Consider the following 18,367-nt stretch of genomic DNA (forward strand, 5'->3'; position numbering starts at 1 on the left):
GGAGTGGGTATGGAAAATTTACTGGCGCTGACCCTGGCCGATGAAACGCCGGAACAGAAAGAGGGGGACGGCCCCTCATTCCGCTGGCGGTGGCTGGGGCGCGGGGTGCTTGAGCTGACGCCGACTACCGACAGCGAGCTGTCGCTGCTGCTCTCAACGGGCATTCACGGCAATGAAACGGCGCCCGTTGAGATTGTCGATTTGCTACTGGGTGCGTTATATCGCGGAGATATCACCCTTACGTGTCGAGTACTGGTGGTGCTGGGCAATCCGCCTGCGCTGGCGCAAAACAAACGCTACCTGGTGAGTGACATTAACCGCATGTTTGGCGGTCGCTGGTCGCAGTTTCCGCAAAGTGAAGAAACGGCAAGGGCCGCGTGGCTTGAGAATGTCGTGACCGCGTTTTTCTCCACGGCGGGGCCAGTGCGCTGGCATCTTGATCTCCATACCGCGATCCGCGCGTCTTACCATGTGCGCTTTGGCGTGTTACCGCAGCGGAATCAGCCCTGGGATGAAGCGTTTCTACGCTGGCTGGGGGACGCCGGGCTGGAGGCGCTGGTCTTTCATCAGTCGCCGGGCGGAACGTTTACCCATTTTACCTGCGAACATTTTGCTGCCCTGGCCTGTACGCTGGAACTGGGAAAAGCGCTTCCTTTCGGTGAGAACGATCTGACGCGTTTTGCTCCCACGCATCTCGCGCTGCGGGCTCTGCTCGGGGGAGAGGCTCCCGACCATGAGCATCAGCCCGTTGAGCGGTATCGCGTCGTACAGCAGATCACCCGCCGCAGCGATGCTTTCCAGCTTCATATGGCCGCGCACACCCTGAACTTCACGCCGTTTCGCAAAGGAGCGCTGCTGGCGGAAGATGGGGAAGAACGTTACGAAGTGCAGAAAACAACGGAATATGTGTTGTTCCCTAACCCTACCGTCGCGTTTGGCCTGCGAGCGGGTCTGATGCTGGAAAAAATATCATGAACCTTTCCCCTCTCATCATCCGGGAGGGGAAAGTAAAAACGTTTCTTAACGTTTAAAGCGCTGGTCCTTGTTTTGCGGAATATTCCTGGTGAATTGCTTTATTATTCATCTTTACTTCGCTATACTTTTTCGAAATCGCTTTAAATTCATCGTTTTGAATATTCTTTGTTGCAACTCTCCACGCTTTATCCTTATTTCCTCCACATTTGGCGAAAAATTGTTTTTTACACTTTCATTGTTTTACTGTTGCTCTGACTAATTGACGATAAACCCCGTAAAGTTAATCTCGTCAACACGGCATAGCGCCGAAGAATAACTGAAAGAAAGGAAATAAATTATGCGTAAGTTTACTGCACTGTTTGTTGCTTCTACCCTGGCTCTGGGCGCTACCAGCATGGCGTTCGCCGCAGATACCGCAACCACGACTGCCGCACCGGCCGAAGGCAAAATGATGATGCATCATAAAGGCCCGGGTATGCACAACGAGATGATGATGTTTAAGGGGCTCAACCTGACGGATGCGCAGAAGCAGCAGATCCGCGACATCATGAAAAGCCAGCGCGACCAGATGAAGCGTCCTCCGCTGGAAGAGCGCCGCGCAATGCATGACATCATTGCCAGCGACACCTTCGATAAGGCGAAAGCCGAAGCGCAGATCGACAAAATGGCCGAGCAGCATAAAGCCCGCATGCTGGCCCACATGGAAACCCAGAACAAGATCTACAACATTCTGACCCCGGAACAGAAAAAACAGTTTAATGCCAATTTTGAGAAGCGTCTGACAGAACGTCCGGCGATGGAAGGTAAAATGCCAGCACCGACCGAATAATCGGTTCAACATCTTAAGACCGCCGGGATCCTGTCCACAAAAGCGCAACCGCTGTGGACAGGACCGGCGGTTTTTCTTTCCTGCCCTCTTGTCTGCCGCTGCCAGCGCGGTATTCTCCTGTAGTCGCTTCAGAGAATGTTTGTAGAGTCATGGCGTTAGCAATTTTATTGACGTTCCGCTAAGGCCTGCCCGCTTTGCTGCCGATACTGTGTCTGTGAATACCTAACGATAACAAACAAGACTGCAAGGGTAGCGATATCCTTGCCCTGGCACGGGTTGTGCCATTCAGGAGTGGTGATGGAGTTCTTTGATATCCGTAAAATGCCGGTCAGCCTCTGGCGTAATGGTGCTGGCGAAACGCGAGAAATTTGTTGTATCCCTCCCGCAACGCGCGATTTTTGCTGGCGAGCCAGTATTGCGACGATCGCCAGCAACGGCGAATTCTCCGCTTTTCCCGGAGTTGACCGGGTCATTACCTTGCTGGAGGGCGGGGAGGTGACGCTGGATGCCGGACAGGCGTTCCGCCATACTCTTAAACCGCATCAACCTTACCATTTTGCCGGCGATTTGCCGGTAAAGGCATTGCTTTCCGATGGCAGGATGGCGATGGACTTCAACATCATGACCCGGCGTGACTGCTGCAAGGCGAAAGTGCGCGTTGCCGACCGTACCTTTACTACGTTTGGCTCGCGTGGCGGCGTGGTGTTTGTGCTAAGCGGGGCGTGGCAGCTGGGTGATAAACTGCTGACGGCCGATCAGGGCGCCAGCTGGGAGGAGGGGACCCATACTCTGCGTTTGCTGGAGTCTCAGGGTACCCTGCTGTTCAGTGAAATTAACTGGCTGCCGGGTCACTGAGCATAATGACCTCAAACTTGCCGGTTAAAACGGGCTTGCAGAGGATTTTATAGCCATCCTGATCGAACCCGGCGGGGGTGCGTAACAGGGTTGCCGCCTCGCTTAAATCATCGACAGCCCCCAGCCAGAGCCAGTTATTGACGATGTGATACTGCGTCATCGTTTCACCCACTTCTTTTAGCGCCACGGCGCCCTCCCACGGCCAGCAGTTGATGCTGATGGCCGCAAGACCGCTCAGGAGGCGGGCGTGATGCGCCTCAACGCTCTCTTTGCCGCAGCAGGCGCCTGCGCAGCGCTTCAGCGCGGAGCGAAAACAGGCGCGGCCACGCGTGGTGCCTTCTAAACCTAAAAGGCTGTAGCAAAGCTGTAGCTCGTCGGCCAGTGTTTGCAGAGCCTGAAGGGCCGCGCGTTTGTTGGCAAATAATCCAAAAAGGTTTGGCGCATGAGAAAAATCGACGTCGCGGGCGTAAACCACCTGCGGCTTACCGTCGCTGATCTGCAGGGAACAAAGCTGACGGTTGCGGCGCAGGCGCTTATTAAAGAGCGGTTGTTGCTCTTTTATCAGCCGGGCCTCCAGCAGCAGCGCACCCATTTCTCCAGCCGTCTGAAACCAGGTGATGCGCCGCGACTGGCGCAGCATGGCGGCCTCATCTGGGGTACGCAGGTGGGATAACACCCGGCTGCGAATATTGACGCTTTTGCCGATATAAAGCGGCAAGGTGTCGCTTTCACCGTGAAAAATGTACACGCCAGGCTGTTTTGGCAGCGCCTCAAGCCAGGGGCGAAGGTGCTCGGGATATTCGTAGATAGCCGCCGCTTCAAACTCAAGACGCGGGGCGGATTGACGCCTGCTCACATATTACTCCGTATACTGTTCAGGTATACAGTGTAGCAGGTGCGCTGTGGTTAAAAAAGAGCCGGGTGGCGGCTACGCCTTACCCGGCCACATCGTGCGGTCTGTTGCCCTCATACCAACCCTCTCCCACGGGAGAGGGGGCAAACACTAAAAACGGCAACGGGGTTGCCGTTTTGCGTTTATTTCCAGAAGTCGTCAAACACCGTAATCGGCGTGTGGCGCTTGTGTTCGGTTTTCAGATACCAGCTTTCAATGATCTTCGCGGTACCTTCATCCAGCTGTTTGCCTTCCAGATAATCATCAATATTGTCATAGGTGACGCCAAGGGCCGCTTCATCCGGCAGGGAAGGGCGATCGTCTTCCAGATCCGCCGTCGGTGCCTTTTTATACAAGTGCTCAGGACAGCCCAGCGCGGCAAGCAGCTGTTTACCCTGACGCTTGTTCAGACGGAAAATCGGGTTAATGTCGGTGCCGCCATCGCCATATTTGGTGAAGAAACCGGTGATGGCTTCTGCCGCATGGTCGGTGCCGACAACCACGCCTTTGGTCATTCCGGCGATGCTGTACTGGGCTTTCATACGCTCGCGAGCTTTCTCGTTGCCGCGAACAAAATCGCTCAGCTCAATGCCCGCTTCGCGCAGTGCCTGCTCGCTTGCCAGCACCGCCCCTTTAATATTGACGGTGAGTACGCGATCGGGCTGGATGAACGCGATGGCATCCTGGCAATCCTGTTCATCGGCCTGCACGCCATAGGGAAGACGCACGGCGATAAACTGCAATTTCTCATCGCCCGTTTCTTCGCGAAGCTCTGAAATCGCCATCTGACAGAGTTTACCGGTCAGGGTGGAGTCCTGCCCGCCGCTGATGCCCAGCACCAGGGATTTCAGGAAAGCGTTCTTTCTTAAGTACGATTTTAAAAAATCCACGCTACGGCGGATCTCTTCATGTGCATCTACCGCGGGCTTCGCGCCCAGTGCCTGAATAATCTCGTGTTGCAGAGCCATCACGCCCTCCATATGCAGAACATAAACAGAATGTGTTAACTGTTAAAACTAACCCTTTGGACGAGAAACGACAAGGATCGCAGTTTCGAGTGCGCTAATTTGCGCCGATTTAGCAGGTTATCGTTGTTTTATTAGAATTTTCCGAAATTCGTCTGGCGTAATTCACAAAGTTGAACAATAGTACTTTTTATTCCATGCTTAGATAACACGCTGATAAACAAGAGGACGGAATATGAACAAGAACGTAGCAGGAATTCTTAGCGCAGCGGCAGTACTGACGATGCTGGCAGGGTGTACGGCTTACGATCGCACCAAGGATCAGTTTACACAGCCCGTGGTTAAAGACGTTAAAAAAGGGATGACCCGTTCGCAGGTCGCTGCAATCGCCGGTAAACCTTCTTCTGAAGTGACAATGATTCATGCGAAAGGGACCTGCCAGACCTATATCCTGGGTCAACGTGATGGTAAGGCAGAGACCTACTTTGTCGCCCTGGATGACACTGGTCATGTTATTAACTCCGGTTATCAGACCTGTGCTGAATACGACACCGATCCCCAGGCTCCAAAGGCTCAGTAACCCAGTTTGTCTGAAGATGTTAACGAACCGGCCCATGGGCCGGTTTTTTTGTGTATACGTAAATCTTATTTCTTTGCGCGAATTATTTGCCCGAAATGTGAAGGTAGTCAACAAGCCAGGTCAATGAGAGACAATTTCAACCTGTTCAGAATTATCCCCTGTCTGTACCATTGCGTATACTCACTCCAACAACAAACAACAGTATGCAAACTACCTGTCTGCCGGGACAGCAAGTCGAGTGATAGCGCGATGGCAGGTAGACCTACAAGAGGGAAATTACGATGGAAAAGAAACATATCTACCTGTTCTGCTCAGCGGGCATGTCAACCTCACTGCTGGTGTCAAAGATGCGTGCGCAGGCTGAAAAGTATGAAGTCCCTGTGGTGATTGAAGCGTTTCCAGAAACGCTGGCGGGCGAGAAAGGCCAGAAAGCCGATGTTGTTTTACTGGGGCCCCAAATCGCCTATATGTTGCCCGAAATACAACGACTGCTACCCAACAAACCGGTCGAAGTGATCGACTCGGGGCTGTATGGCAAGATTGATGGTTTAGGTGTTCTGAAAGCTGCTGTGGCAGCCATTAAAAAAGCTGCTAATTAATTTTTATTTTTCCCGTCAAAGAGTTATTTCACACACAATACGCCGTAACACGAGTTACGGCATTTAAGGGTATTTACCTATGAGTAAAGTCATCGCTTCACTTGAAAAGGTACTCCTTCCTTTTGCTGTTAAAATAGGAAAGCAGCCTCACGTTAATGCCATTAAAAACGGCTTTATTAAATTAATGCCGTTGACGCTGGCCGGGGCCATGTTCGTTTTAATTAACAACGTTTTTCTGAGCTTTGGTGAAGGTTCCTTCTTTTATTCATTAGGCATTCGGTTAGACGCTTCCACAATTGAAACCCTTAATGGTTTTAAAGCCATCGGCGGCAACGTATATAACGGTACGTTAGGTATTATGTCGCTGATGGCGCCTTTCTTTATTGGCATGGCACTGGCAGAAGAGCGAAAAGTGGATCCGCTGGCTGCCGGGTTATTATCCGTTGCTGCATTTATGACCGTCACGCCTTACAGCGTAGGGGAGGCGTATGCCGTCGGCGCCAACTGGTTGGGTGGGGCGAACATCATCTCCGGTATTGTTATCGGTCTGGTGGTGGCGGAAATGTTCACCTTTATTATTCGTCGCAACTGGGTTATCCGCTTGCCGGATAGCGTACCGACGTCCGTTTCTCGTTCATTTTCCGCGTTGATTCCGGGCTTTATTATTCTCTCCATTATGGGGATTATTGCCTGGGCGCTCTCTCACTGGGGTACGAACTTCCACCAGATCATCATGGATTCTATTTCCACGCCGCTGGCGTCGATGGGTGGTGTGGTCGGTTGGGCGTATGTGATTTTCACCTCTCTGCTGTGGTTCTTCGGCGTACATGGTTCACTGGCACTGGCTGCGCTGGATAGCGGAATTATGACCCCGTGGGCACTGGAAAACGTGGCACTTTACCAGCAGTACGGCTCCGTTGACGCGGCGCTGGCGGCAGGTAAAACCTTCCATGTGTGGGCGAAGCCGATGCTTGACTCCTATATCTTCCTGGGTGGTACCGGGGCGACCTTGGGTCTGATCATCGCGGTCTTTATTGTCTCTCGTCGTGCTGACTATCGTCAGGTAGCCAAACTGGCGCTGCCATCAGGTATCTTCCAGATTAACGAACCGATTCTGTTTGGCCTGCTAATCATCATGAACCCGGTCATGTTCATTCCGTTCATCCTGGTTCAACCACTGCTGGCAGCCATCACCCTGACGGCTTACTACATGGGCATTATTCCGCCGGTGACCAACATTGCACCGTGGACCATGCCAGCGGGACTGGGCGCGTTCTTCAATACCAACGGTAGCGTCGCGGCCTTCCTGCTGGCGATATTCAACCTCGGGATTGCGACCCTGCTCTACATGCCATTCGTGGCGATTGCGAACAAAGCTGCCACCATCATTGATGAAGAAGAGAGCGAAGAGGACATTGCCCTCTCACTGAAATTCTAAGATTGACCGACGCGGGGAAACCCGCGTCAGCCACAAGGAGCTTAAACATGTTAGATTTGGATAATATCGTCGCAGACGACGCCGCAGAGAACGATCTTGAAGAAGTGGTGATGGGGCTTATCATCAACTCCGGGCAGGCCCGCAGCCTGGCGTATGCCGCACTGAAGCAGGCCAAGCAGGGTGATTTTGCCGCCGCAAAAACCATGATGGAGCAGTCCCGTACCGCGCTGAACGAAGCGCACCTGGTGCAGACAAAGCTTATTGAAAGCGATCAGGGTGAAGGAAAGATGAAGGTCAGCCTGGTGCTGGTACACGCGCAGGATCACCTGATGACCTCCATGCTGGCGCGCGAGCTGGTGGCGGAGTTGATTGAGCTTCACGAGAAAATGCACTAAATCGGATGTTGCAGAAGGAGGTCAGCACGATGGAAATTAAAACCGCACTTGAACAGCAGCTGTTTAATGGCAAAAATTTTCACGTGGTTATCTACAACAAGACGGAGAGCGCCAGTGGTCTGCACCAGCATGACTACTACGAGTTCACGATTGTTCTGACCGGCCGCTACTACCAGGAGATCAACGGTAAGCGCGTTCTGCTTGAGCGAGGGGATTTTGTCTTCCTGCCGATGGGTTCCTATCACCAGAGCTTTTACGAATTCGGTGCAACCCGCATTCTGAATGTCGGCGTCAGCAGGCGCTTCTTTGAAAAGCACTATCTGCCGCTGGTACCGTTCTGCTTTGTGGCGTCTCAGGTTTATCGCGTGAAAAACGAGTTCATGACCTGGATTGAAACGGTTATTGCCTCGCTTAACTTCCGTGAAAATGAATTTGACGAGTTTATTGAAACGGTGACTTTCTATGTGATGAACCGGCTGCGTCATCATCGTGAAGAGCAGCAGGTGACGGATGATATTCCACAGTGGCTGCGCAGCACTGTTGAACTGATGCACGATAAAGCCCAGTTCAGTGACAATGCGCTGGAGAATATGGTTTCCCTGTCGGGGAAATCCCAGGAATATCTGACCCGCGCGACGCAGCGGTATTATCGTAAAACACCTGTGCAAATTATTAATGACATCCGCATTAACTTTGCCAAAAAACAGCTGGAAATTACTAACTACTCGGTCACCGATATTGCTTACGAATCGGGATACAGTAGCCCCAGCCTGTTTATTAAAACGTTTAAGAAATTAACGTCATTCACCCCGAACAGTTACCGCAAAAGTTTGACGGTAATGAACTAACTTTCGGCGGTTTTATCCGCCACGAATATTGCTTTAATGGCTTGCCCAAATAGCGGGAAGAGTACGCTATACCTTGCAGGCGATTAACCTGATACGCAAAGGGAGATATTATGCAAAAGAAATTAAAAGTCGTAACCATTGGTGGCGGCAGCAGCTATACCCCGGAATTACTTGAAGGTTTTCTGAAACGTTATCATGAATTACCGGTCAGCGAATTATGGCTGGTGGACGTGGAGGAAGGTCAGGAGAAGCTGAATATTATTTTCGACCTGTGCCAGCGCATGGTTGAGAAAGCGGGCGTACCTCTGACCGTGCATAAAACGCTGGATCGTCGACTGGCGCTGGAAGATGCAGATTTCGTAACCACCCAGCTGCGCGTTGGCCAGTTGAAAGCGCGTGAACTGGACGAGCGTATTCCGTTGAGCCACGGTTATCTCGGTCAGGAAACTAACGGTGCCGGTGGCCTGTTCAAAGGCCTGCGTACCATTCCGGTTATTTTCGACATCGTTAAAGACGTGGAGGAAATCTGTCCAGACGCGTGGGTGATTAACTTCACTAACCCGGCAGGGATGGTGACCGAAGCAGTTTATCGTCATACCGGTTTCAGGCGCTTTATTGGCGTCTGTAATATTCCAGTCGGCATGAAAATGTTTATCCGTGACGTGCTGGAACTGAACGATAATGACGATCTCTCTATCGATCTGTTCGGTTTGAACCATATGGTGTTCATTAAAGATGTCATCGTGAACGGAACATCGCGTTTTGCTGAACTGCTGGACGGGGTCGCCTCGGGTCGTCTGACCGCTGCGTCTGTGAAAAACATCTTTGACCTGCCGTTCAGCGAAGGGCTGATCCGCTCGTTGAATCTGCTGCCGTGCTCCTACCTGCTTTATTACTTCAAGCAGAAAGAGATGCTGGCCATCGAAATGGGCGAGTATTACAAGGGGGGCGCGCGGGCGCAAATCGTTCAGAAAGTTGAGAAGCAGCTGTTCGACTTGTATAAAGATCCGAACCTGAACGTCAAGCCGAAAGAGCTTGAGCAGCGCGGCGGGGCCTATTATTCCGATGCGGCGTGTGAAGTGATCAACGCCATCTACAACGACAAGCAAGCGGAGCACTACGTTAACGTGCCGCACCACGGCCACATCGACAATATCCCGGCTGACTGGGCCGTTGAGATGACCTGCATTCTGGGACGCGATGGCGCTAAACCGCATCCGCGCATTACTCATTTTGATGACAAAGTTATGGGTCTGATCCACACCATTAAAGGCTTTGAAGTGGCGGCAAGTCAGGCGGCGCTGAGCGGCGAGCTGAATGACGTGCTTCTGGCACTGAACCTCAGCCCGCTGGTGCATTCCGACCGCGATGCGGAGCAGCTTGCAGCAGAGATGATCCTGGCGCATGAAAAATGGTTGCCGAACTTTGCCGCCACGATTGAGAAGCTGAAGTTCAAACACCACTGAGAGGACGCACAATGGAAAACCTGCTGATCGTTAATGCTGATGACTTTGGCCTCTCGAAAGGTCAGAACTACGGCATTATTGAAGCCTGTCGCCGGGGGGTTGTGACATCCACTACGGCACTGGTTAATGGTGAAGCGGTTGAACACGCGGCGCAGCTAAGCCGCGACGTGCCTGAGCTGGGCGTCGGGATGCATTTTGTGCTGACGCTCGGTATGCCGCTTACGCCAATGCCGGGCCTGACCCGTGACGGACAGTTAGGTAAATGGATTTGGGAACAGGCGGAGCAGGACGCTCTGCCGCTGGAAGAGATTGCCCGCGAGCTGGACTGTCAGTTCAACCGCTTTGCTGATCTGTTTGGTGAGCTGCCAACACACATCGACAGCCATCACCACGTGCATATGATCCCGGCTATTTTCCCGATCGTTGCGGCGTTTGCCCAACGCAAAGGCGTAGCGATGCGCGTGGATCGTGAGGTGCAAGGGTTGCCGGACAGTGCGGTGACAACCACCGCAGGGTTCAGCAGCGCATTTTACGGCGAGGCGATCGACGAAGCGCTGTTCCTGAAGGTGCTGGATGATTCTGCAGCCCGGGGAGAAAAGTCACTGGAGGTCATGGCACACCCCGCATTTGTCGACAATATCGTGCGCAAGAGCGCGTACTGCTGGCCGCGCCTGGCGGAGCTGGATGTGCTGACGTCGCCGTCGCTGAAATACGCGATTGCCGAACGCGGGTATCGGTTGGGGACATTCCGGGATCTGTGAGAAGTGCCGGGGGGGCGGCTTCGCCTTACCCGGCCTACGAACGGTCTGCAAACTTTTATAGGCCGGGTAAGCGCAAGCGCCACCCGGCATTTTTTTACGCCGGGATCTGGTCAATCTTGCTGCTGCGTGACCAGACGCGGTGAGCGGCGAGCAGGTCAAACAGCGTCGTCATAAAGGCGTCGTCCACGTTATCGCCCTCGACAATGCCGTCCTCACCTTGCTCGGCAACCTTCAGCTGGGATTTAAACTGACGCGCATCGCCGGACAACGCGATCGGTTTCAGGTGCTTATAAGCTTCCAGCAGGTAATAGACGGCGTCACCGTTGTTCAACAGGCTGGCAATATCCCCGCACGGCACAATCACCGCATCGACGGTCAGCGAGGGTGCCCCGGCAAAGGTCGCAGCCACCGGCAGCACGGAACCGTCATCAGCCGTCACTTCACCCATTCGGGAATAAAGCAGTTTGGCGTGTACGCCCTGGGTTTTCAGCGCCTGCATAATGCCCAGTACGTCACTGGCCCGGGTTTTATCGTTCAGCAGGATGGCGACCACGCGGCCTTTAATTGAGCCACCTGGCACCGCATACAGACTCAGCGACGGATCTTTCTTCACGCCGTTGACCTCTTTTGGCGGAGCAAGGTTGCGCTGCTCGTCGGTCAGGGTAATACCCAGGTTATCCGCCACGCTCTGGGCGAGCTGAATATCAATGTGCGCAAGCTGATCGACCACGCGCTCGCGGATGTAGGTGCGCACCACCTTACTCAACTCGAAGCTAAAGCCACCGATGATGTGCTGCTGCTCAATCGGCGTCTGGCTGTTCCAGAAGAGGCGAGGATGGGCGTAATACTCGCCGAAGGAAGGGCTGCGCTCGCGAATTTTGTTGCCATCGATACGCTCTTGGTACGACTCAAAACCTCCGCGTTTCGGGCCTGGCGGTGTTTCGCGCGGCCAGTTATCGTTGATCGAGTTAGGCTCGTAGTTAGCCGGATTGGTATCAATATCCTGACGATGCATCCCGTCGCGCTGGAAATTGTGGTACGGGCAGGTCGGACGGTTAATTGGAATTTCGTGGAAGTTCGGCCCGCCAAGGCGGCTGATCTGCGTATCGGTGTACGAGAACAAACGTCCCTGTAAGAGCGGATCGTTGGTGAAATCCAGTCCCGGCACGATATGCCCCGGGTGGAACGCGGCCTGCTCGTTCTCGGCAAAGAAATTATCCGGGTTACGGTTGAGCACCATTTTCCCCACCAGTTGAACCGGCACCAGCTCCTCGGGGATCAGTTTGGTCGGGTCAAGAAGGTCGAAATCAAACTTAAATTCGTCCTCTTCCGGAATGAGCTGCAGGCCCAGTTCATATTCAGGGAAATCGCCGGCTTCAATGGACTCCCACAGCTCTCGACGATGGAAGTCTGGATCGCGCCCGGTCAGCTTCTGCGCCTCATCCCACACCAGCGAGGCTTTGCCCGCCACCGGCTTCCAGTGGAACCGGACGAATGTGGCTTTTCCTTCCGCGTTAATCATACGGAAGGTGTGAATACCAAACCCCTCCATCGTGCGATAGCTGCGCGGAATACCCCGGTCAGACATCGCCCACATCACGTTGTGTAACGTTTCAGGTTGCAGAGAGATATAGTCCCAGAAGGTGTCGTGCGCACTTTGTCCCTGCGGTATGGCCCAGTGGGGCTCCGGTTTTACCGCATGGACAAAGTCAGGAAATTTATGCGCATCCTGAATGAAAAACACCGGGGTGTTATTGCCCACCAGATCAAAAATACCCTCTTCGGTATAAAACTTGGTGGCGAAACCGCGAATATCACGCACCGTGTCTGCTGAACCCGCGCCCCCCTGGACGGTGGAGAATCGGACAAACACCGGGGTAATTTTATCCGGGTCGGAGAGGAAATCTGCTTTGGTGATCGCTTTCAGGCTCTTGTACGGCTGGAAGTAGCCATGCGCAGCCGAGCCGCGCGCGTGAACGATACGTTCCGGAATTCTCTCGTGGTCGAAATGGGTAATTTTTTCCCGCAGGATAAAGTCTTCCAGCAGGGTGGGGCCGCGCGAGCCGGCGCGAAGAGAGTTTTGATCGTCAGCAATGCGCACGCCCTGATTGGTCGTGAGTGCAAAACCTTCACCACCTTTACGGTGTGGCTCAAGCGATTTCAGCTTCTCGTTCCCGGTGTCCGGTGATTTCATGCTTCCCGGTGCGGTAGGCTGTTCGCCGGGGGCGGAAGGGCCTGGCGAGGGGCGGTGAGAGCCGTCAGCAGGGGCGAGAGAGTCCATACCCGGTTGAGATTCTTCAGTGCCATGAATCGGTGATTGATGTGTATTATCTTTGTTCGACATTGCACGCTTCTCCTTTATCCATTGCTAAAAACCCTATTAAGGATAGAACAATGTCGTGAGATAGCTCGCGAACTAAGAGTTTTCACATGCCGCCATTAACGAAAGGAGCCCTCTCAGCCATTCGGAGCGCGACGGAAGGGAGCAGAATCGGCTATCATAGAATTTTCCTGCTTCAAGAATTTGCTTTAGTGAACCCGTCGCTTATGAAACCTCTTCGTCAACAAAACCGCCAGGTTATTAGCTATGTGCCCCGCGTGGAACCAGCGCCGCCTGACCATGCCCTGAAAGTGGAGGGTTTTCGTGATGTCTGGCAGCTTCGTGGTAAATATGTGGCGTTTGTCCTGATGGGGGAGCATTTCCGTCGATCGCCGACGTTTTCCGTGCCGGAGTCTGCCCAGCGATGGGCGGTGCAAATCCGCCAGGATGAAGAGGTTGAAGAATAACAGCCATAAAAAAACCGCCACCAGGCGGTTTTTTTATTTCCCGGCGATTACCGGTGCGCCAGTTCGGCGTCGTCTTCACTTTCCAGAATGGCTTTGTCGGTCTGCTTCAGCCACTGGCTGGTCAGCGTACCGGCGGTCATGGAGCCGCTCACGTTCAGCGCGGTACGACCCATGTCGATCAGCGGTTCAACGGAGATCAGCAGCGCGACCAGCGTCACTGGCAGACCCAGTGCAGGCAGCACAATCAGCGCAGCGAAGGTTGCGCCGCCACCAACACCGGCAACACCGGCGGAACTGATAGTCACAATGCCGACCAGCGTGGCGATCCAGACCGGATCCAGCGGGTTGATACCCACGGTCGGGGCAACCATCACCGCCAGCATCGCCGGGTAGAGACCCGCACAGCCGTTCTGGCCGATGGTGGCACCAAAGGACGCAGAGAAGCTGGCGATAGATTCTGGCACGCCCAGGCGACGGGTCTGCGCTTCAACGTTCAGTGGAATAGACGCGGCGCTGGAGCGGCTGGTGAAGGCAAAGGTCAGTACCGGCCAGACTTTGCGGAAGTATTTCAGCGGGCTGACGCCGTTCACGCCCAGCAGGATACCGTGCACCACGAACATGATGCCCAGGCCCAGATAAGAGGCGACGACAAAACTGCCCAGCTTAATGATGTCCTGCAGGTTAGAGCCCGCAACCACTTTGGTCATCAGCGCCAGCACGCCGTATGGCGTCAGCTGCATGACCAGACGCACCAGCTTCATCACCCAGCTTTGCAGGGTATCAATCGCCGTCAGCACACGCTCGCCTTTCGGCGCATCGTCTTTCAGCAGCTTCAGTGCGGCCACACCGAGGAATGCCGCGAAGATCACCACGCTGATGATGGACGTTGGGCTGGCGCCGGTCAGGTCAGCAAACGGGTTCTTCGGAATGAAGGAGAGCACCATCTGCGGAACCGTCAGATCGGCTACTTTACCCACGTAGTTGGTTTGAATCGCGGTCAGGCGTGCTGTCTCAGCCGTGCCCTGCACCAGACCTTCGGCCGTCAGGCCAAACAGGTTGGTTACCAGCACACCCACCAGCGCGGCGATCAGCGTGGTAAACAGCAGGGTACCAATGGTCAGAAAACTGATTTTACCCAGTTGAGTGGCGTTATGTAGGCGGGCAACGGCACTCAGAATAGAGGCGAACACCAGCGGCATCACGATCATCTGCAGCAGCTGGACATAGCCGTTGCCGACAATGTTGAACCACTGAATAGAGTCTTTCAGAACTGGATTATCGGAGCCATAAATCGCCTGCAACGCCAGACCAAATACGACACCCATGGCCAGACCAACCAGCACTTTTTTCGCCAGGCTCCACTGTTTGTGGCGCGTCTGCGCGAGAAGCAATAGCAATACAACGAACACAACAACGTTCGCGATGAGTGGAAAATTCATCCCCGTTCTCCTGATTTATTATGGGATCGGTTTTTCCCGATCCTGTTGGCGGAAGGTTAGCAGAAGTGTGATGTTGCGCTTATATCCAAATGGAATGGTTTATGACAAACGGAATGATTTTGTTGGTTTACTGTTCAATCTGGTGATGAATAAAGCGATTGAACTGAAATTGCAGCGAATTGATCATCTGCGAAGACCAGCGCACTGCACTGTTTTCGGGCAATGTCTGTGGCATCCAGACGGCGTAAGCGAAGAGCGCCATGCACAATACGCGCTCAAGCTGGTTCCCTTTCTGTGGTGCAAGGATGGGAAAACGAAAGCGCCAGCGACACGGCCAGAGAAGTGGAACGCCAGCGGGCGTCAGCATATCGGCAAGAATATGGCTTAAGTAGCCGAGCACCATCCCCTGAATGGCATCAGCAGGGACGATCCAGCTTTCGGGCACTTTTAAATAAAAAAGGGTAAGCAGCCCAAAAACGGCCAGCAGGCTGTGCGTAAACCCCCGGTGGCCGAACGCGCGGGCGATGGGTTTCGAGACCCACTTCAGGCGTTGCCCAAGAAATGATTTGGGATGATCAATATCGGGCAGCAGACAGGTCAATACGGCGGAAGGGACAATATGCCACCAGTCCCCCTGTGCGAGCACGGGAGTGAGTTCAGCGTTTTTGGCAAATACTGCGCACGCTATGGAAAAAAGGAGGTGGCCTTCCGCCGTCATGATAAAACCCACGAAACTGTCAATTCATACAGTATAGGGTTTTTATACAGTAGGCGGAAGAGGTGACGGTGTAACTGTTTGTCACAAATGGAGCATGTTGTTAGCCGCCCTTAAGGTGATGCGCCGTGAGTTCTGTCAGCGAATTAAGCTTCACATCGGCAAGGGCAAAACGGGGATCGTGGCGGCCTTCCTCTGCCGGAACCACAATGGAGCGCATACGTGCGGCTTTGGACGCGATCATGCCGTTAACGGAATCTTCCAGCGCGACACAGGTAAGCGGATCAAGACCAAGCTTAGCGGCGCAGTCCATATAGACCTGCGGATGCGGTTTGCTGTAGGGCAACTTTTCAGCTGACGCCAGGGCGTCAAAACTGTCGCGCAGCTCAAACATAATGAGCACTTTTTCCAGCATATGCAGCGGTGAAGCGGAGGCCAGGCCCACCTTCAGCCCCTGAGCCTTACACAACGCGACCGCTTCACGCACGCCAGGCAATAGCGGCTTGTTCTCCTCCACCAGCGCGATGGCGCGGCTGATAATGCGCGCGGTGACTTCGTCGCGATCTGGGCCACTCCACGGCTGGTGGGCGTACCAGAGGTCTACGACCATATCAATGCGCAGGCCCAGCGTGTCGGGAAGTTCATTACGGCGGCTGATATCAACGCCCAGGCTGGCCATCACGTCCAGCTCGGCGCGATCCCACAACGGCTCGGAATCAATCAGTAATCCATCCATGTCAAAAATAGCGGCAAGTATCTGGCGCGGTGTCGACATCACAACGTCTCCTTATCCAGGGTGTTCGACAGACGATAAGTGCTAAGCACACTTAGCAATTTAGCATATTGCTTTCAAAGATCGGGCGAAAATGCTGTCCAGCAGGTAGACTTAGCCACAAATAACGCGTCTTTATGAAGAGGAACTGATGACGTATCAACAAGCTGGACGCATTGCTGTCTTAAAACGTATTGCTGGCTGGGTGATTTTTATTCCCGCCGTCATCTCTACGCTGATTTCTGTGCTCAAATTTATGTACGATCACAGCGAAAAACAGCCAGGCATAAATGCCGTCATGCTTGATTTTGCGCATGTCATGATTGAGATGATGCGGTTCAACACCCCGTTCCTGAATGTCTTCTGGTTCAACTCGCCAACGCCGGATTTTCACCAGCAGCTTAATATTGGGTTCTGGGTCATCTATGCGTTGATTTTTATTGCCATGGCGTTACAGGCATCCGGCGCGCGAATGAGTCGCCAGACCCGTTTTCTGCGCGAAGGCGTTGAGGATCAGTTAATTCTGGAACAGGCGAAAGGCCCGGAAGGAATGAGCCGGGAGCAGATTGAATCCCGCATTGTGGTACCGCGTCACACCATTTTCCTGCAAATTTTCCCGCTCTATATTCTCCCCATTATCATCATTGTGGCGGGATACTTCTTCTTCTCACTGCTGGGTTTTCTCTGACAGATGAGGGTGGCGGCACGGCCACCCGATTTGTCCCTATGCCGCAAGTACGCGTTCAAGCGCACGCTGGGCGTTGACCAGATGCTGCCCGCCAAAAAGGATAGCGCGGTTCATCAGCGTATAAAGCTGATACACCGGTTGGCGCTCGAGAAAATCGGACGGCAGAGGGGAGACTGACTGATAGCCATCATATATTTGCGGGGGCTGCTCTGGATGCAGGGGCAGCATGGCCAGATCGCACTCTCTGTCACCCCAGTAGCAGGCCGGGTCGAAGATATAGGGGCCGTTGGGACCCAGCGCGCAGTTGTCGGACCATAAATCGCCGTGCAGCAGAGATGCCTGCGGCTGATGGGAGGCCAGGCGCTGTTGTACATGCTCAACGATGGCATCAATATTGCCAAATTCCAGCCCTTTTTCGGCGGCCAGTTCAAGCTGCCATCCGATGCGCTGTTCGGCAAAAAACGTCGACCACCGACGCTGCCAGGCGTTGGGCTGTGGGGTAGTGGAAAGGTCGTTGTCAAAATCGAGCCCAAACTGGGGCTGGTCGCTCCACTGGTGCAGGCGCGCGAGCTGTTGCCCGAGAATGAAGGCGTTATGGGCATCCAGCGGGCGGGGAGGGAGATAGTCCATGACAAGGAAACTGTAGTCCCGGTCGCTGCCCAGAGCCAGCACCTGCGGTACTGTCACCGTTTTACTGCGAGACAACAGTTCCAGCTGGTCGGCTTCAGCGGTGAATATCGGGAGCAGTTCTCGCTCATCACACTTCACGAAAAGATCGCGTCCTGCGTAGCGTAAATGCCACGCGGCGTGGATCTCTCCGCCTGGCAGTTCGTTACGCAGTTCAATTTCACCTTCACCCAGTTGCTCACTTAAAAGATGACTGATAGCCTGCCACATGTTGACTCTCCCATGTTGTCTGCCAGATCATAAAGTTAGCGCATAATTGCGGTAAAAAAATACGAACTAACGCACACCTGAGCGGTTTAAATTCATGCAGCGCACTTATTGTTCTTTTTTATGCCAGCTTTCCCACGTTTCCACGGTGATGTCGGCGGGCTTGTCGGTCACACTTTCCACCAGGCTGGCGGCCAGGGCGTGAACGTCTTCTTCACTCAGGGCCGCGATCAAACCAAATGTCAGCGTGCCTAAATCATGAATATGGCCGTCATCGTCCGTCAGCGTGAGCAGAAAATTCGCGCGAGTAAAGGCGTTATTGAGCTCGTTCAGCTCGGTCAGCGACGCTTCACGAAGATTGATGGTTGCGACATAGCGGGTGATATCACCACTGCTCATAATTCACCTCGTTGTTATTCTGAAAGTTTTTTTAGCATAGTCGATATGCCATATTTGGCGACTTTAAGGC

The 18,367-nt window shown here is 53.6% G+C and carries 20 protein-coding genes; 12 read left to right on the forward strand and 8 right to left on the reverse strand.

Annotation, left to right across the window (positions count from 1 at the left end):
- The first annotated feature begins 9 nt into the window (after positions 1-9).
- From astE to ves, 3 genes are all read left to right on the forward strand, one after another.
- Positions 10-975: a succinylglutamate desuccinylase gene (astE, locus tag ACOTYN_RS01680; protein ID WP_248192913.1), complete on the forward strand. Its 966-nt coding sequence runs from the start codon at positions 10-12 to the stop codon at positions 973-975.
- Between the two features lie 337 nt (positions 976-1,312).
- Positions 1,313-1,804, forward strand: a complete 492-nt coding sequence (spy, locus tag ACOTYN_RS01685) for an ATP-independent periplasmic protein-refolding chaperone Spy (RefSeq protein ID WP_014883470.1) — start codon at positions 1,313-1,315, stop codon at positions 1,802-1,804.
- Between the two features lie 297 nt (positions 1,805-2,101).
- Positions 2,102-2,659 carry an environmental stress-induced protein Ves gene (ves, locus tag ACOTYN_RS01690; protein WP_014883471.1) on the forward strand — a complete coding sequence of 186 codons (558 nt, stop codon included), beginning with the start codon at positions 2,102-2,104 and terminating at the stop codon, positions 2,657-2,659.
- Here the strand turns inward: ves and cho are convergent.
- Both cho and nadE read right to left on the reverse strand, forming a co-directional pair.
- Positions 2,637-3,515: an excinuclease Cho gene (cho, locus tag ACOTYN_RS01695; protein WP_045269445.1), complete on the reverse strand. Its 879-nt coding sequence runs from the start codon at positions 3,513-3,515 to the stop codon at positions 2,637-2,639. The two genes, ves and cho, sit on opposite strands and share 23 nt — an antisense overlap.
- A 179-nt stretch (positions 3,516-3,694) precedes the next feature.
- Positions 3,695-4,519: an ammonia-dependent NAD(+) synthetase gene (gene nadE / locus ACOTYN_RS01700; protein ID WP_023332763.1), complete on the reverse strand. Its 825-nt coding sequence runs from the start codon at positions 4,517-4,519 to the stop codon at positions 3,695-3,697.
- A gap of 232 nt (positions 4,520-4,751) precedes the next feature.
- On the opposite strand from nadE, the gene osmE reads away from it, so the two are divergent.
- From osmE to chbG, 7 genes are all read left to right on the forward strand, one after another.
- Positions 4,752-5,096 (forward strand): osmotically-inducible lipoprotein OsmE, encoded by a 345-nt coding sequence (osmE, locus tag ACOTYN_RS01705; protein ID WP_010430142.1) that lies wholly within the window; start codon positions 4,752-4,754, stop codon positions 5,094-5,096.
- Positions 5,097-5,377: 281 nt separating this feature from the next.
- The gene (gene chbB / locus ACOTYN_RS01710) at positions 5,378-5,695 is read left to right on the forward strand and encodes a PTS N,N'-diacetylchitobiose transporter subunit IIB (protein ID WP_014883474.1); all 318 of its coding nucleotides are present in this window, start codon (positions 5,378-5,380) and stop codon (positions 5,693-5,695) included.
- 79 nt (positions 5,696-5,774) lie between these two features.
- The gene (gene chbC / locus ACOTYN_RS01715; protein WP_332956238.1) at positions 5,775-7,133 is read left to right on the forward strand and encodes a PTS N,N'-diacetylchitobiose transporter subunit IIC; all 1,359 of its coding nucleotides are present in this window, start codon (positions 5,775-5,777) and stop codon (positions 7,131-7,133) included.
- Between the two features lie 47 nt (positions 7,134-7,180).
- On the forward strand, positions 7,181-7,528 hold the full coding sequence (gene chbA, locus ACOTYN_RS01720) for a PTS N,N'-diacetylchitobiose transporter subunit IIA (protein ID WP_032636896.1): 348 nt from the start codon (positions 7,181-7,183) through the stop codon (positions 7,526-7,528).
- Positions 7,529-7,533: 5 nt separating this feature from the next.
- Entirely contained in the window at positions 7,534-8,376 is an 843-nt protein-coding gene (chbR, locus tag ACOTYN_RS01725) for a transcriptional regulator ChbR (protein ID WP_071922321.1), read from the forward strand.
- A gap of 110 nt (positions 8,377-8,486) precedes the next feature.
- On the forward strand, positions 8,487-9,842 hold the full coding sequence (locus ACOTYN_RS01730; protein ID WP_071922320.1) for a 6-phospho-beta-glucosidase: 1,356 nt from the start codon (positions 8,487-8,489) through the stop codon (positions 9,840-9,842).
- Between the two features lie 11 nt (positions 9,843-9,853).
- The gene (gene chbG / locus ACOTYN_RS01735) at positions 9,854-10,603 is read left to right on the forward strand and encodes a chitin disaccharide deacetylase (protein WP_045269447.1); all 750 of its coding nucleotides are present in this window, start codon (positions 9,854-9,856) and stop codon (positions 10,601-10,603) included.
- Positions 10,604-10,697: 94 nt separating this feature from the next.
- Here the strand turns inward: chbG and katE are convergent, their stop codons facing one another.
- The gene (gene katE / locus ACOTYN_RS01740) at positions 10,698-12,947 is read right to left on the reverse strand and encodes a catalase HPII (RefSeq protein WP_045269448.1); all 2,250 of its coding nucleotides are present in this window, start codon (positions 12,945-12,947) and stop codon (positions 10,698-10,700) included.
- Positions 12,948-13,114: 167 nt separating this feature from the next.
- Here katE and cedA point away from each other — a divergent pair, with 167 nt between their 5' ends.
- Positions 13,115-13,390, forward strand: coding sequence for a cell division activator CedA (gene cedA, locus ACOTYN_RS01745; RefSeq protein WP_226862265.1), 276 nt, complete (start codon positions 13,115-13,117; stop codon positions 13,388-13,390).
- Between the two features lie 47 nt (positions 13,391-13,437).
- On the opposite strand, the gene tcyP is transcribed toward cedA, so the two are convergent.
- From tcyP to hxpB, 3 genes are all read right to left on the reverse strand, one after another.
- Positions 13,438-14,829, reverse strand: coding sequence for a cystine/sulfocysteine:cation symporter (gene tcyP, locus ACOTYN_RS01750; RefSeq protein WP_014883482.1), 1,392 nt, complete (start codon positions 14,827-14,829; stop codon positions 13,438-13,440).
- 127 nt (positions 14,830-14,956) lie between these two features.
- Positions 14,957-15,547, reverse strand: coding sequence for a metal-dependent hydrolase (locus ACOTYN_RS01755; protein WP_014883483.1), 591 nt, complete (start codon positions 15,545-15,547; stop codon positions 14,957-14,959).
- Positions 15,548-15,647: 100 nt separating this feature from the next.
- A complete protein-coding gene (gene hxpB, locus ACOTYN_RS01760) occupies positions 15,648-16,319 on the reverse strand; it encodes a hexitol phosphatase HxpB (RefSeq protein ID WP_023332770.1) in 672 nt (223 codons plus the stop codon).
- 148 nt (positions 16,320-16,467) lie between these two features.
- Here hxpB and ACOTYN_RS01765 point away from each other — a divergent pair, with 148 nt between their 5' ends.
- Entirely contained in the window at positions 16,468-17,004 is a 537-nt protein-coding gene (locus ACOTYN_RS01765) for a YniB family protein (RefSeq protein WP_023332771.1), read from the forward strand.
- Between the two features lie 36 nt (positions 17,005-17,040).
- Here the strand turns inward: ACOTYN_RS01765 and ACOTYN_RS01770 are convergent, their stop codons facing one another.
- Complete coding sequence (locus ACOTYN_RS01770) at positions 17,041-17,901, reverse strand: fructosamine kinase family protein (protein ID WP_014883486.1); 861 nt, start codon at positions 17,899-17,901, stop codon at positions 17,041-17,043.
- A gap of 105 nt (positions 17,902-18,006) precedes the next feature.
- Positions 18,007-18,297 carry a type V toxin-antitoxin system endoribonuclease antitoxin GhoS gene (gene ghoS / locus ACOTYN_RS01775; protein ID WP_014883487.1) on the reverse strand — a complete coding sequence of 97 codons (291 nt, stop codon included), beginning with the start codon at positions 18,295-18,297 and terminating at the stop codon, positions 18,007-18,009.
- Positions 18,298-18,367: the final 70 nt, after the last annotated feature.

It is taken from the genome of Enterobacter cloacae complex sp. IR5458 (genome assembly GCF_049238025.1).
In the GTDB taxonomy this organism is placed as follows: domain Bacteria; phylum Pseudomonadota; class Gammaproteobacteria; order Enterobacterales; family Enterobacteriaceae; genus Enterobacter; species Enterobacter kobei.